Consider the following 14,968-nt stretch of genomic DNA (forward strand, 5'->3'; position numbering starts at 1 on the left):
TGCGGGTCAGGGAGCGGTGTCGTGATCGGCCACTGCCAGCAGTCGCCGTCCGGCGTGCTCGGGCCGGACGTCGGGCGTCGCGGACGCCGGGGCGTCGTCCGGCCGGCGGGCGAGCGAGGCGATGGCGGCCTCGTCGATCGTGATCCCCAGCCCCGCGGAGTCCCCGAGGACGAACGCGCCGTCCTCGACGGTCAGGTCGAGGGACACCCCGAGCGGTGGCCGCAGGTCCTGCAGTTCGCTGACCAGGTGGTTCGGCACCGATGTGGCGGAGTGCAGCAGGCCGACCGGGGTCGTGCCGATCGGGCTGACCGGCAGATCGTGGGCATGCGCCACCGCGGACACGCGCAGGAAATGGGTGACGCCCCACACGGCGGCCGTCTGGACGATGTCGACGGCTCCCGCCGCCAGCAGCGGCCGGTACTGTTCGAGCCCCGTGAGGTTCTCACCCGTGGCGACCGAGGCGCGGATCCCGCGGCCGACGGTGGCGAGACCTTCGGCGTCCCACCGCCGTACCGGTTCCTCGATCCACGTGAGGTCGAGGGTGCGTTCGAGCTCGCACACGTGCCGGACCGCCTGCTTGCGGGTCCAGGTTTCGTTCACGTCGAGCATCAGGCCTGGCCGCGATCCGTGCCCGGCCTCGGTCAGGACCTCCCGTACCAGGGTCAGGCGGCGCCGGTCGCGTTCGATGTCGAGGCCGCCCTTGAGCTTGGCCGCCCGCAGTCCGTGCCGGGCGTACCTTTGATAAAGGGAGACGAGTTGCTCGTCGGTCAGGCTGATGTCCAGACCGGAGGCGTAGGCGGGGACGCGCCTGTCGCGACCGCCCAGCAGGCGCCAGAGCGGTTCGCCGGCGGCCTGTGCCTTGATGTCCCACAGAGCGGTGTCGAGCGCGCCGATGGTCCCGTACACGGCGCCCGCGTGGCCGGCCTTGAACGTCTGCCGCAGCATGCGGTCGTAGAGGGCCGTGACGCCGCGCGGATCCTCTCCTTCGATGGCGGCGAAGACCGTGTCGAGGTGTGCGTGCGGCCCGAGGCCGACGCCGGTGATCCCCTCGTCTGTGTGCACCATGATGACCGGCACCGGGACGATCCCGTCGGCATGGACGCCGTTGGCGTCCCCGATGGTGCGGCCCCATTCGTGCACGGTCGTCAGAGCCCGATACCCCGATATGCGCATGTCAGCCCTTCGTGGAACCGGCGGTGACTCCGTCGGCGATCTGGCGTTGCAGGAAGAGATAGATCAGCAGGACGGGAACCGCGGCGATCAGTACTCCCGAGGCGAACTGGGGGATGTTGTCCGAGTACTGTCCGCGGAGCGCGGTGACCCCGACCATGAGGGTGCGATGCTCGGGAGACGACGTCATCAGCAGGGAGATGAGCACGTCGTTCCAGCAGAACAGGGCATCGAGGATGCCGACCGACAGCAGGGCCGGAGCACCCAGCGGGATCATGATGCGCCGGTAGACGCCGTAGGTGGAGTTCCCATCGATCTTCGCGGCGTGGATGATCTCCACCGGGATGGTCCGGTAGTGGCTGGTCATCAAGAAGATGGTGAAGGGGAGGAACTGCGCGACGTAGGCCAGGATGAGGCCGGGGTAGGTGTCGACGAGGCCCCCGGCCGCCATGATCCGGGTCAGCGGCACCATGATCACCTGGAACGGGACGAACAACGCCGCCAGGCAGCCGAGGAACAACACCGAGGAGCCGCGGAAGCGCAGCTGGGCCAGCGCGAAGCCGGCCATCGACCCGAAGAGCAGCAGCAGGACGACCGCGGCCGTCACCACGAACAGCGAGTTGGCGAAGTAGCGCGCCATGCCGACGCTGTTCCACGCCGCGGCGATGTTCTCCAGGTGCAGCGAGCTCGTCGGGGAGAACCGGTCGAAGATGTACTCCCGCCGGGTCTTCATGGCGACGTTGGTGGTGAAGACGAGGGGATAGACGGTCGCCACCGCGAGGAGCGCCATCGGGACGGCGGCCAGCCATCTGCCCAGGCGCCTGCCGCGCATCAGTCCTCCCTCCCCGCCCGGCGCAGCACCGCCACCTGGAGGATGCCGACCACGAGCATGATGAGGAACAACACCGTCGACGCGGCCGAGGCGAGTGCCGGGCGGTTCATCTGGCCCTGCTGGATCCACACGTAGAACTCCGGCAGGTACGTCGAACCCTCAGGTCCGCCGCTGGTCATCACGTACAGCAGGCCGAACATCGACGTCAGCATTCCGATCATGGTGGTCACGAAGACGAACTGGATGGTGCGCGACAGGCCCGGGACGACGACGTGCCAGACGGTCTGGGGGAGTGACGCGCCGTCCATCCGGGCGGCGTCCAGGAGCGCGGCGTCCAGGGTGGAGAATCCGGCGAGGAAGACCACCAGGGCCATCCCGAACGTCGCCCAGATGTGCACGCCGACGACCGTGAACATGGCCAGGCCTGGGTCGCCGAGCCAGTCGACGGGGCCGAGGCCGAGCTGTCCCAGGGCGGTGTTCAGCGGGCCGTCGAAGCCGAGCATCAGGTTGAAGATCGCACCGACGATCACCGGCGAGAGCACGGCGGGGAAGAAGTAGACGCCGCGGAAGAGCCGGTGCCCGGGCACCCGCAGGTAGATGAACGTCGCCAGCAGGCCGGGGATGGCGACGGCGACGGGGAGCAGGAGCACCAGCAGCCCGACGTTGCCCAGCGCGGTGCGGAACAAGGGGTCGTTCAGCAGTTCGGCGTAGTTGTCGAAGCCGACGGGCATCCCGTTGCGCTCGCCGTCGCCGGTGAAGGAGAAGTTGACGCCCAGCACGAGCGGCCACAACCGCAGTGCCACGATGATCAGTACGGCTGGAGCCACCAGGACGAAGGGCGCGAGACGCTCGGCCCGCGCACCATGGGGGCCTCCGATCGGCACGCGATCAACTCTCCTTGTCCGAGGCGGCCAGTTGCCTCACCACCTCGTCGACGCCGGCCGACCCGCTCAGGAGCTGCTGCGACAGCCTGCCCATCAGCTCCAGGGTCTTGCTGGACAGCGCGACGTGCAGGGCGGGCTTGCCGGTCTTGATCCGGGGCACGATCGCGGCCACGGCGGGAGCGCCCTGCGACACGTCGATCGTGGTGTCGGAGGTGATCGCGCCGGCGTCGTTGTAGAAGGCGGTCAGCGCGTCGGTCGAGGTCAGCGACCGCACCAGGTCGGCGGCCAGCCGGGGGTCCCTGGCCGACTTGGCGACCGCGTAGCCGATGCCGCCGTCGTAGGGGAGGACGGGCGTGGCCCCGTCGGTGACCACCGGGGCCGCCATGACGCCGACCTGGTCGGGGCCCAGGAACTCGCCGAAGTCCTTCCAGTGCCCGACGTCCGACATCAGCCCGATGATGGTGGCGGCCTTGCCGGTGTTGAAGAGGGCGAAGGCGTCGTTGAACAGCGCGGTGGAGTTGGGCCCGTCGTTGTTCAGCCCGTCGTCGTTGACCTTCTTCCACAGGCTGAAGATCTGCTTCACGTGGGGCGAGGTCCAGTCGCGTTTGCCCGCGATCCAGTCGTCGTACTCCTCGGGCGTCAGAATGCCCGGCCCGAGTCCCGACATGAAGAACTGGATGCCGAAGCCCTCCTTGTTGCCGAGAGCCAGGCACCTGGCGCCGGCCGTCTTCTTGACGGCGGCGCAGCCGCTGACGAACTCGTTCCACGTCTTGGGCGGGTTCGCGGGGTCGAGCCCGGCCTTGGCGTGGATCGCCTTGTTGTAGTAGATCGGGTGGCCCTGCAACGTCACCGGGGCGGCATAGGTCGTGCCGTTTTTGCTGAAGGCGTCCCAGCCCGCCAGCCGCTGCTTGTCGTCGGCGACGTACTGGTCCAGCGGCAGCAGCGTGTCGACCCGGTCGCGGATCTGCCCGCCGCCGTTGAACAGCATGACGTCGGGGCCCTTCCCCGACTGGGTGGCCGCTCCGAGAAGCGTGTAGTACTGGTCGAACGGCTGGGCCACGAACTCGACGGTGACCCCGGGATGTTTCCTGGCGAAGTCGGCCTTGGCCTTCTCCAGATAAGAGGCCACGCCGGGTTCGCCGGATTTCCAGTCCCACACCACGATCTTGCTCGTGGCGTCACCGGAGGAGGGTTGTGCCGGTGCGGCGCTTCCGCAGCCGGTCACGGCCAGTCCAGTGACGAGGACGGCCGACCATAGTCTTCGCTGCTTCATGGCTGTTCACTCTCCAGAACGCGGCCGGCGTCCTCGGCCGTCTGCCACGGAAACGTAACTCGTATGACGTATGACGTCAACAGGGATGCCATATACTGGCGCGGTCCAGGCATCGGAGGGGGCTATGACGACATCCCAGGAATCGCCCGGCAGCGTTTCCTCCCCGCCTCCGTGGGTGCGACGGCCGGCCAACCTCGCCAAGGCGGTGACGGCGGAGCTCGTCGAGCGCATCGTCCGCGGCGTTCACCCGTCCGGCACGCCCCTTCCGCCCGAACCCGTGTTGTGCGAGACCTTCTCGGTGAGCCGGACCGTCGTGCGCGAGGCCGTGAAGATCCTCCAGGAGAAGGGGCTCGTCCAGGTCCGCCAGGGCGCGGGGACCATGGTGACGCCGGCCACGAAGTGGGACATGCTCGACGAGCTCGTGCTCGCGGCGACCATCGACATGGACGAGAGCCTCGGCATCCTCGACGACCTCGTCGTCACCCGCCGCCTGCTCGAGTCCGACATGGCCAACCTCGCCGCCCGCGTGGCCGGCGAGGAGAGCATCGAGCGGCTGCGCGCGCTCGTGGACCGGATGGACGACCTCGTGGACGACCACGTCATTTACGCCGACCACGACCGCGCCTTCCACGACGTGATCATGCAGGCGTCCGGCAACCGCATCGCCCGGGGCGTGGTGCGGGCGCTGGAGAGCCAGGTGATCAACACCGCCCGCTACATGGGAGAGCCGCGGCGCGCCCTGTGCGTGGCCTCCAACCAGGGCCATCGCCGCATCTACGAGCGCATCGCCGCCCACGACCCCGACGGCGCCGCCGAGGCGATGTTCACGCACATCACCGAGGCCTGGCTCGTCCGGCGCAAGGCACCGAGCGCTCCCGTGCGCCTGCAACGCTAACGCCCGGCCGACGGCCTCGACTGCCGCAGCGACATCACCGCCCAGGGCGCGAGCTCGACGTCCAGCTCCAGCACCCCGTCGTCCGGCACGGTCAGCGTGAACCTGAGCAGCGCGTCGGCGACGCGGCTCAGATGCTCGCTCTCGGCCCTCGACAGGTTGAGGGGCGCGCCGAGCCGGTGCCAGGCCTCCGCGGGATTGCCGTGCTCCCAGTCCACGATCTCGACGAGGAACGTGGCGCCCGGCTCCAGCCCGCCGATCACGTGGCGGATCCTCCGGGCCGGCCCGACCTCGGCCAGCGCGCGGGCCGCCGGGTACGAGCTCGCCGAGCCGACCCCCTTCCGCGCCATGTCCTCCGGGTAGTTGACGAAGACCGCGGACACGGCCGAGGTCCGGCTGTCACGGGTCACGACCCCGTCGGGTGTCGCGAGGAGCAGCCGGTCGCCGAGGCCCGCCGGCATCGTGAACGCATGGAACGTGGGCGACGTCGACCACTCGGTGATGTGGATCTCCGCGTCGGGATACGCACTGGTACGCACCAGTTCGCGAAGGAGGGTCAGGTCGTCGAACGTGGCGTCGGCGTACCAGGTGATGTGCACGGCCTCGCCGTTGGCGCCGTACGCGAAGTCGGTGGGGTACGTATGCGTCGAGACGAAGTCGATGGGAAGGTCGCGCTCCTGGCAGAAGGCGATACGGCGCCGCGCCACCCCGTGCGGGCTGCGATCTGGCCGGGTTTCCGGCTGGTTAACGATCGGCCGGAAAGGTCTTGTTTCCGCAATCGTTATCACTTACCTTTGCGGCTGCGAAGGTAAGTGATAACGATTGCACCTGGTGAGGGTGGCATGGCCGAGAGTGGCGCGCCGGTGACGATGAGCGACGTCGCACGATCAGCGGGCGTCTCCACCGCCACCGTGTCGCGGGTGGTCAACGGGCGCTACGGCGTCAGCGCGCGAACGATCGCGCAGGTCCGGTCGGCCATCGAGCAGCTCGGCTACGAGTCGAGTCTGGTGGCGGCGAGCCTGCGGCGCAGCCGCACGAACGTCCTGGGGCTGGTGACCCACAGCTTCCACTCCTACACGGCCGAGGTGCTCAAGGGCGTGATGGACGCGCTGAGCCAGTCGGGCTTCGACCTGATCATCTACGCCAACAGCGACCTGTACGGCACCTTCTCCGAGGGGTGGGAGCGGCGCCATCTGGCCCGTCTGGCGGGCACGCTCACGGACGGGAGCATCGTGGTCACGCCCTCGGGCGAGGTGCGGAGCGGCACCCCGGTCGTGGCCGTCGATCCGGCGAAGGACTCGACGGCGCCGTCGGTGACGGCCGACAACCTCGCGGGCGCCACCGCAGTGGTCGAGCACCTCCTCGGCCTGGGCCATCGGCGGATCGCCTTCATCGCCGGCCGCGCCGGCCTGGCCTCCGCGCAGGCGCGCGAGGACGGCTACCGCAAGGCGCTGGCCGACGCGGGAACCCCCGTGGATCCGGCGTTGATCGCGAGGGGGGACTTCACTCCCGAGTCCGCGGCACCGCTCGCGCGGGCGTTACTGGACACGGCCGACCGCCCGACGGCGATCTTCGCGGCGAACGACGACATGGCGCTGAGCACTGCGCGGGTCGCCAGGGACATGGGGCTCGACGTTCCCGGGGACCTGTCGGTGGCCGGCTTCGACAACATCCCGGACTCCGCGCTGGCCGAACCGGGGCTGACCACAGTGGACCAGTCGATGTATCTGCTCGGCAAGGAGGCCGCGCACATGCTGAAAGCGCTGGTGCGCGGCGATGAGGACGGCCCCCGCCAGGTCGTGCTCCCGACCCGCTTGGTGGTGCGTGGCTCCACCGCGGCACCGAGGATTTCGTGAAGACGTGACGATCACCCGCGGGTGCGTCTCGGTACACCTGAACGTTCGGGGCAACGAACGTCAGGTGGGCACGCTGAACCCATCACGGACGGAGGTGTGGACACCAAACCCACGACACAACGACCGCTGAACTAGGCCGGCCCGCCGGTGAGCACCCGTGGCCAGGCCATCAAGGGAGTTTCTGCATGCCATTTTTACCTTATCACGGCAGGTCGCGGCCCCATAGCGTACGCCGCCTCACGTCGTTGATCGCCGCCGGAGTCATGACGATCGCGACCGTGTTGCTCGCGACGGGGCCGGTGGCGGCCGACACGCCGTGGCTCACCGTCTCCGAGGACGGCTACGCGTCGTTCAGCGTCCCGGTGTCCGCCGCCGGCGCGGGGCAGGCGTCGCAGGTCGTCATCGAAGGGAACTTCGGACCCTCCTCCACCTGGGCGGAGTTCGGCCTGACCCGCCGGGGCGAGGTCTACTCGGGCGTCCTCGGTCCGCTCAAGCCCGGCCTGTACTCCTACCAGGTCACAGCCGATGACACCGGTCTGAAGGATCCGACGAACAGCACCGAGGTGGCGTCCAAGCCGCTGTGGAGCACCTTCTTCGTGCCGGGCGAGGCCGCGAGCCTGCTGGCGGACGTGCCCGCGGGACAGGGCGGCAAGGTCGAGACCCTGACGTACCGGGCCGGAAAGGAGGACAGGTCGGCACTGGTCTGGACGCCGCCGGGTTACTCGGCCAAGGGGCCCAAGGCGTACCCGGTGCTGATCCTGCAGTCCGGCGACGGGGTGAGCGCCACCGACTGGCTCGACCTGGGCCGTGCCAAGCAGATCTTCGACAACCTGTCGGTCCGGCGGGACATGGAGCCGATGGTGGTCGCGATCGCCGACGGTCACGGCTCGGCCGGCGACAGGGAGGTGAAGGACCTCCAGAAGGCGGTCGCGCACCGCTACCGCGTCCATCGGGATCCCGCGCACCAGGCGATCGCCGGAGTGACCGACGGCGGGACGCAGGCCGTACGCGCGGCTCTGGGGCATCCGCACCACTTCGCCTACGCCGGCTCGTTCTCGGGTCTGGCGGCGGACGGCGCCGGCCGGCCGGACGCGAAGGCGATCAACCGTCACGTCAAGCTGCTGCGCCTGTACACGGGGAACGTGACGGACCCCGCGTACAACCCGACCAACCGGCTGACCAAGGCGCTGGACCGGGCCCGCGTCAGGTACGAGTTCGACGGGGTCAACCCCGACGCCGGGGCGAACTGGAATGCCTGGCAGGAGAACCTCATCGACTTCGTGCCGCGGTTGTTCCGCAAGGTACAGGATCACGGCCCGAGCCCGGGTCACGGCAGGCTGAAGGGTGAGTTCACCCCGCCGGAGCCCGGCACGACTCCGACGCCGTTCGTGACCGAGGACGGCTTCGTCACCTTTGAGACCACCACGGACTTCCAGGACGCCAAGGAGGTCACGGTGTGGGCGAACTGGGCTCCGAACGGAAGCTGGCTGCGCGTGCCGCTCGCCCGTGCGGGTGATCGGTGGCGGGCGACCGTGGGCCCGCTCGACCCGTGGTTCTACTACTACCGGCTGATGGTGGACCGGGCCGCGGTCAAGGACGTGGCGAACCCGACGAAGGTGACCTCGGAGCCGACGTGGAGCACCTTCTTCGTCCCCGGTGAGAAGGCGCGCCTGCTCTCGGACGTCCCCGCCGGCAAGGGCGGCAAGGTCGAGAGCATGACATACCACAGCGGCGTGGCGAATGAGGACCGGACCGCGTTGGTGTGGACTCCGCCCGGATACGACCCGGACCGCGAGGAGCCGTACCCCGTCTTCCACCTCCAGCACGGTGGCGGACAGAACTACACGGACTGGGTCGAGATGGGACGTGCCAAGCAGATCCTCGACCACCAGTTCCTCGACGGGGACCTGGTGCCGATGGTGGTCGTGATGGGCAACGGCAACGTGCCCGACTTCACCGAGGAACTGCTGGAGAACATCGTCCCGGCAGTCCGTGACCGCTACAACGTCTCCACCGACCCGTCGCAACAGGCTCTCGCCGGGCTGTCGATGGGAGGCGGGCAGACGTTCGGGGTGCTCAAGGCGCACCCGGGCAGGTTCGCCTACGTGGCGGCGTTCTCGGCCGGCTTCGGCAGCGGCGAGGGCGTCGACGGGGAGGCGATCAACAACGGGACCAAGCTGCTGCGCCTGTACGTCGGTGACCAGACCGACTTCGTGTACCCCGGGTTCCAGGCGACCCTGACCACCCTGAACGACCTCGGCATCCGCTACGAGTTCGACGGGGTCACCCCAGGGCCGCACGGCTGGGACGTCTGGCAGAAGAACCTCATCGACCTGGCTCCACGCCTGTTCGAACGCTAGCTCAGCCTGTCGGGAAGCCCGGGCGGCCGGCTCGGGCGGGTGCCGTCGGGTGGGCCTGATGTTAGCGCTCACAGATTGATCGACGCAGAGGGACGGGACCGAGGGGTCGTGCCTGAGTCCCGTCCCGGTCGATCGCCCGATCTCAACGGCAGCGCACAGCACGTCGCGCGCTGCGATCCAGAGGAAGACATGCTCATGATGAAGAAGAGGTTCTCCGTTGCGGCCGTCCTGCTCGCCGCCGCGACCGCGCTCGCCGCGTGCTCCTCCGGCGAGCAAGGAGGCGCGAACAACGCGAGCGGCAACAACGCGAGCAACTGCACGAACACGATCCCCAAGAAGGACCTGCCGGTCGTGACGATGTGGGGCTGGTACCCCAACATGCAGCTCGTTGTCGACAACTTCAACAAGCGAAACGGCGAGGTGCAGGTCTGCTGGACCAACGTCGGGCAGGGCAGCGACGAGTACGACAAGTTCCAGACGGCCATCTCGGCCGGCACGGGCGCCCCCGACGTGATCATGATCGAGATGGACCGGATCCCGACCTTCCAGATCCAGGAGGCGCTCGTCGACATCAAGCAGTACGGCTACGACAGCGTCAAGGCCGACTACGGCGAGGGCGCGTGGAAGGACGTCTCGATCGGCGACGCGGTCTACGGCGTGCCGGTCGACGGTGGCCCGATGGCGATGATCTACCGCAAGGACCTCTTCAAGAAGTACGACATCACCCCGCCGAAGACGTGGGCCGAGTACGAGGAGGCGGCCCAGAAGATGAAGGACGCGGGTGGCCCCGCGTTCGGCGACTTCGCCGCGAACGTGTCGGCTCTCACCATGGCGCTGCAGATCCAGAAGGGTGCGACCCCGTTCACCTACGACCCGGCGCAGCCAAGCACGATCGGCATCAAGCTGAACGACCAGGCGTCCAAGGACGTGCTCGACTACTGGGGGCGCCTCGCCCAGAAGGGGCTGGTCGGGACGGAGGACCAGTTCACGCCCGAGTACATCTCCGGGGTGATCAGCGGTAAGTACGCGACGTACATCTCGGCGGCCTGGGCGCCCGGCTATCTCTCCGGGGCGGGCGTCGGCAAGGGCGAGGACACCGGCAAGTTCGCGGTGGCGCCGCTCCCGCAGTGGGATCCCGACAACCCGGTGCAGGTGAACTGGGGTGGGTCCGCCTTCTCCGTGACGAGCCAGGCGAAGAACCCCGAACTCGCGGCGAAGGTGGCCTACGGGCTCTACGCCGACGAGGAGTCGCTCACCGACGGCTGGACCAACCAGATCATCTTCCCGCTGAACCTCAAGGCGCTCAACGACCCCGAGTTCGTGGACCTGAAGGTGGACTTCTTCGACGGCCAGCAGGCCAACAAGGAGGTGTACGTCCCCGCCGCGAACGCTTACGAGGGCATGACCTACGCCCCGTTCGGCCAGTACTACTTCGACGCCATGACGAAGCAGGTCAGCGCGCTCATCGAGGGCTCCGGCACCGGTGCGCAGGCCGCTGACCGGATCCAGCAGGACGTGGCGGCCTACGCCAAGGAGCAGGGCTTCACCGTCCGGTGAGGAGGGGGGCGGGGCTGGCCGGCCGCGATCGGCCGGCTCCACCGCGACCCCTCCGGCATCCGCACCCGCAGTTTCGACCACCGGAGTCCTGACATGACCCTCCTGATCGACGACGAGAAGAGCGCGCCGCGCAGACAAGGCAGGACACGGAGATCGCGCGGCAAGGTGAGCCTGCGCGAGCACGTGATGGGATGGCTCTTCGTGGGGCCGTTCGGGATCGTCTTCCTGGCCCTTCTCATCGCGCCGCTCGCGTACGCGCTCTATCTCAGCCTTTTCCAGAAGAAGCTGATCGGCGGCACCTCCTTCGTCTTCCTCGACAACTACGTCAAGGCGTTCACCGACCCGAGTTTCCTTTCAGGGGCATGGTTCGTCATCCGCTTCTCGCTGGTCGCCATTCCGCTGCAGATCCTCGTCGCGCTCGCGATGGCTCTGATCCTCGACGGTGTGACCTCGATGTTCGCCCGCTTCTCCCGCCTCATGATCTTCCTGCCCTACGCGATCCCCACGGTCATCGGAGCCGTCATGTGGGGATTTCTCTACAGCAAGAGCTTCGGGCCGCTCTCGGACGTCTTCGGCCTGTTCGGCGCCGCCCCACCTGATTTCCTCAGCAACAACCTGATCTTCTACGGCCTGGTCAACGTCGTCACCTGGCAGTGGGCCGGCTACTACATGATCATCCTGTACGCCGCACTCCAGGGTGTGGACCCCGCGCTCTACGAGGCCGCCCGCATGGACGGGGCCGGCGCATGGCAGGTCGCGCTGCGCATCAAGATCCCGCTGATCGCCCCCGCGCTGATCCTGATCCTGGTGTTCTCGCTCATCGGCACCCTGCAGTTCTTCAACGAGCCGCAAATCCTGCGTTCCCTTGCGGCCGGCACGATCGGACCGGACTTCACCCCCAACATGTACGCATACCAGCAGGCGTTCGCCCTCGCGAACTTCAACTACGGATCGGCGATCTCCTTCGCCCTCGGCGGGGTCGTCTTCATCGGCGTCTACGCCTTCCTGTTCTTCACCCGCAAGCGGAGGAGCTTCCTGTGATGAGTGATCGCTCCCGTGCCGGCGTCCGCCGCCGTCCACAACGCCATCTGCCCCTGCAGGTGCTCCTCGGCTTCCTGGTCGTGTATTTCCTCGTGCCGTTCTGGTGGGTCATCGTCAACAGCTCGAAGGACGCCTCCGGACTGTTCGGCGGCGGGAACACCCTGTGGTTCGCCGACCACGTCGACTTCTTCGCCAATCTCGAGCAGCTGTTCACCTATGACAACGGGATCTACGGCAAGTGGATACTCAACTCCACGTTGTACGCGGTCGCGGGCGGGGTCGGCGCCACGGTTCTGGCCGTCATGGCCGGCTACGGATTCGCGAAATACCGGTTCGCCGGCAGGCGGTTCAGCTTCTCGCTCGTGCTCGGCGCGTTGATGGTGCCGGCGACCGCCCTGGTGATCCCCACCTTCATGATGTTCTCCGAGTTCGGGCTGACCAACACGATCTGGGCGGTGATCCTCCCGTCACTGCTCAACCCGTTCGGCGTCTACCTGATGCACGTCTACGCACGCGACGCGGTTCCCGACGAGATTCTGGACGCGGCGCGGGCGGACGGCGCGGGTGAGCTGCGCACCTTCCTCCGGATCGCCTTCCCGCTGATGCGGCCCGCGGTGGTCACGGTCCTGCTCCTGTCCGCGGTGGCCTCATGGAACAACTATTTCCTGCCGCTCGCCATGCTCTCCGACAACCGCCTCTTCCCCGTCACCGTGGGACTCGGCCTGTGGCAGGGCATCGCCTCGGCGAACAACGCGGGCAGCACCTCCCTGTGGAGCCTCATCATCATGGGCGCACTCGTGTCGGTCATCCCGCTCGTCATCGCCTTCTTCACGCTGCAGCGGCACTGGCGTGGAGGGTTGTCCGTCGGTGGCCTGAGATAGCGCGCCGCGGTCCGCGGCAGCGGCCGGAGCGGTATGTCAGCGCCCGGGTTGCGGGCTCAGGCCCGTCACCGCGAGCCGGAACAGCCGCTCCGCCCTGGCGGCGGGATCGGGATGGTGCTCGGCCGCGGAGGTGATCCCGATGATCAGCGCGATCAGGTCGGCGACGGTGACGCCTTCCGTCACCGCGCCGTCGCGCACGGCACGGCGCAGCAGCGGATCTCCCGCCTTCTCCATCATCGCTGAGCAGGTGTTCTCGTACACCGAGCCGGGCTCGGCCCCCTCGTACGACAGGGCCGCCGCGAGCCCTCGCGCCTCGACGCAGTAGGTGACGACGTCACCGAGCCAGCTCAGGAGCGCCACGCGGCTGTCGTCCTCGCTCGCGAGCTCGTCCGCGCGGGCGCACAGCAGCTCGATGCGCTGGCGGGAGACCGCTTCCAGCAGGGCGCGGCGGGTGGGGAAGTGGCGGCGTACGGTGGCCGAGCCCACTCCCGCCACGCGGGCGATCTGCTCCAGGGAGGCTCCTGCGCCGTGCGTGGCCACCTCCTCCTCGGCCACGGCGAGGATGCGGGCGTGGTTGCGCCGGGCGTCCGCGCGCTGGCGGTCGGGCATGGCGTCATCTCCAGCGTTGCTAAGTGGCGGGGTCCGCCGTATCGTATCGCACAGAAAACGGCGGGCCCCGCCGTTTATGTCCTAGGGAGTACTATGCCCGCACCATCCGCGCCCGTTCTGGTCACCGGCGCCACCGGCAAGCAGGGCGGGGCCACCGCCCGCGCGCTGCGCGCGGCCGGCGTGCCCGTGGGCGCGCTGGTCCGCGACCCCGCCACCGACCGGGCCAGAGCCGTCGAAGCGCTCGGCGCCGAACTCGTCACCGGTGACCTCCACGACCGCGAATCGCTGATCCAGGCCGCCAAGGGCGCTCGCGCCGTCTTCTCCGTCCAGATCGCCCCTCTGACCGCCGGCGGTTTCGACTTCGACGCCGAGGTGGCCCAGGCCGTCAACCTCATCGACAGCGCGAAGGCCGCGGGAGTGCCGCAGTTCGTGCAGACGTCCACCAGCGGCGCCGGCCGCCACACCGAGATGCCCGGCGGGGAGGCGGTGGCGCTCACGTTGAACGCCAAGGCCGCGATCGAGGAGCACGTCCGAACGGCCGGATTCCCCCACTGGACGATTCTCAAGCCGTCCTTCTTCATGGAGAACTTCCTGCCGTCCATGACGTTCCTGTTCCCGCGCGGCGTCGCGGGGGGCCTGGTGAGCGTGATCAAGCCGCAGACGCGTGTGTCCCTCGTCGCGACCGACGACATCGGCGGGGCGGCCGCCGCGGCCATCGCCACGCCGGAGCGCTTCGACGGGGTCGCACTGGAGCTGGCGAGCGACTACCTGTCGATGACGGAGATCGCCGCCGTCCTCTCCCGCGTCCTGGGTACGCCTCTGCCCGCGCCGGACATGACCGAGGAGCAGGCGCTCGCCGCCGGCATGCCGGCGATGGGCGCCTCGCACAAGTGGCTGAACGTGTCCGGTCCGCCGGCCCGCCCCGAGTCCGCCAGGGAGTTCGGCCTCGCGCTGACCGGCTTCGAGGAGTGGGCGCGGCAGCACCTGCGGGCGGAACGGCTCAGGACTCGGGGGTGATGCGCAGGGCGTGCGGGGTCAGGCTCGCCTGCAGCCGGACGCCGCCGATGATCGTGGCCCGCTCGCCGGCGGCGTTCTTCTCGACCCAGCTCCGCGCGCGCTCGCGCAACCCGGGCTGCGGAACGAGGGCCGCGTCCGCCATCGTGGCGAAGACGGTGGTGCAGGCGTCCTCGTAGGTGCCGAGACGGCAGGTGGCCTTCAGCACCCTGACCTTGTCGGCGGCGTCGTACTCGATGTCCACGTACCTGCGCCCGTCGTCGCCCGGCGGCTGACACCTCATGTGCTGCTTGGCCATGCTCCATGTGTCGGGGTTGCCGGGTTTGTTGGCGCACGTCCAGGAGTTGGCCTTCTTCATCCACTCGTCGACGATCAGGGACAGGGTCACGCCGGGCAGGTACTGGTCGCCGACGTCGGGGAAGCCGTCGGTGAAGGCGGGCGCGGTGGTGCTGCCCTGCGCGTCGGTGGTGAGCAGGCCCACGGCGCCTCCCAGCACACCGCCGAGGACGAGCGCCGCGATCACGACGCCGGCCAGCGGCAGGAGGAGAGCCTTCCGCCGCCGCCGCGCAGGCCCGGGCCGCACGTGAGGGGGAGGGGCG

At 68.8% G+C, this 14,968-nt stretch carries 14 protein-coding genes; 7 read left to right on the forward strand and 7 right to left on the reverse strand.

What is annotated here, in order from left to right:
• Positions 1-6: 6 nt before the first annotated feature.
• From E1295_RS11265 to E1295_RS11280, 4 genes are read right to left on the reverse strand one after another with little or no spacing between them, the layout of a single operon-like run.
• Positions 7-1,173, reverse strand: a complete 1,167-nt coding sequence (locus E1295_RS11265) for a mandelate racemase/muconate lactonizing enzyme family protein (protein ID WP_132630181.1) — start codon at positions 1,171-1,173, stop codon at positions 7-9.
• Position 1,174: 1 nt separating this feature from the next.
• On the reverse strand, positions 1,175-2,002 hold the full coding sequence (locus tag E1295_RS11270; RefSeq protein WP_132630182.1) for a carbohydrate ABC transporter permease: 828 nt from the start codon (positions 2,000-2,002) through the stop codon (positions 1,175-1,177).
• Complete coding sequence (locus tag E1295_RS11275) at positions 2,002-2,886, reverse strand: carbohydrate ABC transporter permease (RefSeq protein ID WP_132630183.1); 885 nt, start codon at positions 2,884-2,886, stop codon at positions 2,002-2,004. Before E1295_RS11275 ends, E1295_RS11270 begins: the two co-directional genes overlap by 1 nt.
• Positions 2,887-2,890: 4 nt before the next feature.
• Complete coding sequence (locus tag E1295_RS11280) at positions 2,891-4,159, reverse strand: ABC transporter substrate-binding protein (protein WP_132630184.1); 1,269 nt, start codon at positions 4,157-4,159, stop codon at positions 2,891-2,893.
• A gap of 124 nt (positions 4,160-4,283) precedes the next feature.
• On the opposite strand from E1295_RS11280, the gene E1295_RS11285 reads away from it, so the two are divergent.
• Positions 4,284-5,054 (forward strand): FadR/GntR family transcriptional regulator, encoded by a 771-nt coding sequence (locus E1295_RS11285; protein WP_132630185.1) that lies wholly within the window; start codon positions 4,284-4,286, stop codon positions 5,052-5,054.
• Here E1295_RS11285 and E1295_RS11290 read toward each other — a convergent pair.
• The gene (locus E1295_RS11290; RefSeq protein WP_220448655.1) at positions 5,051-5,758 is read right to left on the reverse strand and encodes a glycoside hydrolase family protein; all 708 of its coding nucleotides are present in this window, start codon (positions 5,756-5,758) and stop codon (positions 5,051-5,053) included. The two genes, E1295_RS11285 and E1295_RS11290, sit on opposite strands and share 4 nt — an antisense overlap.
• Positions 5,759-5,893: 135 nt before the next feature.
• Here E1295_RS11290 and E1295_RS11295 point away from each other — a divergent pair, with 135 nt between their 5' ends.
• From E1295_RS11295 to E1295_RS11315, 5 genes are all read left to right on the forward strand, one after another.
• Positions 5,894-6,907, forward strand: coding sequence for a LacI family DNA-binding transcriptional regulator (locus tag E1295_RS11295; RefSeq protein WP_132630187.1), 1,014 nt, complete (start codon positions 5,894-5,896; stop codon positions 6,905-6,907).
• 263 nt (positions 6,908-7,170) lie between these two features.
• Entirely contained in the window at positions 7,171-9,267 is a 2,097-nt protein-coding gene (locus tag E1295_RS11300; protein ID WP_220448656.1) for an alpha/beta hydrolase-fold protein, read from the forward strand.
• 195 nt (positions 9,268-9,462) lie between these two features.
• Positions 9,463-10,824, forward strand: coding sequence for an ABC transporter substrate-binding protein (locus tag E1295_RS11305; protein WP_132630189.1), 1,362 nt, complete (start codon positions 9,463-9,465; stop codon positions 10,822-10,824).
• A gap of 93 nt (positions 10,825-10,917) precedes the next feature.
• Complete coding sequence (locus E1295_RS11310; protein WP_132630190.1) at positions 10,918-11,865, forward strand: carbohydrate ABC transporter permease; 948 nt, start codon at positions 10,918-10,920, stop codon at positions 11,863-11,865.
• The gene (locus E1295_RS11315; RefSeq protein ID WP_132630191.1) at positions 11,865-12,746 is read left to right on the forward strand and encodes a carbohydrate ABC transporter permease; all 882 of its coding nucleotides are present in this window, start codon (positions 11,865-11,867) and stop codon (positions 12,744-12,746) included. Before E1295_RS11310 ends, E1295_RS11315 begins: the two co-directional genes overlap by 1 nt.
• Before the next feature lie 36 nt (positions 12,747-12,782).
• On the opposite strand, the gene E1295_RS11320 is transcribed toward E1295_RS11315, so the two are convergent.
• Positions 12,783-13,355, reverse strand: a complete 573-nt coding sequence (locus tag E1295_RS11320) for a TetR/AcrR family transcriptional regulator (protein ID WP_132630192.1) — start codon at positions 13,353-13,355, stop codon at positions 12,783-12,785.
• 93 nt (positions 13,356-13,448) lie between these two features.
• Here E1295_RS11320 and E1295_RS11325 point away from each other — a divergent pair, with 93 nt between their 5' ends.
• The gene (locus E1295_RS11325) at positions 13,449-14,372 is read left to right on the forward strand and encodes an NmrA family NAD(P)-binding protein (protein ID WP_132630193.1); all 924 of its coding nucleotides are present in this window, start codon (positions 13,449-13,451) and stop codon (positions 14,370-14,372) included.
• Here E1295_RS11325 and E1295_RS48635 read toward each other — a convergent pair.
• On the reverse strand, positions 14,356-14,968 hold a 613-nt coding region (locus E1295_RS48635; RefSeq protein WP_220448657.1), incomplete at its 5' end, for a hypothetical protein. The two genes, E1295_RS11325 and E1295_RS48635, sit on opposite strands and share 17 nt — an antisense overlap.

The sequence above is a fragment of the Nonomuraea mesophila genome, assembly GCF_004352805.1.
Lineage (GTDB): Bacteria > Actinomycetota > Actinomycetes > Streptosporangiales > Streptosporangiaceae > Nonomuraea > Nonomuraea longispora.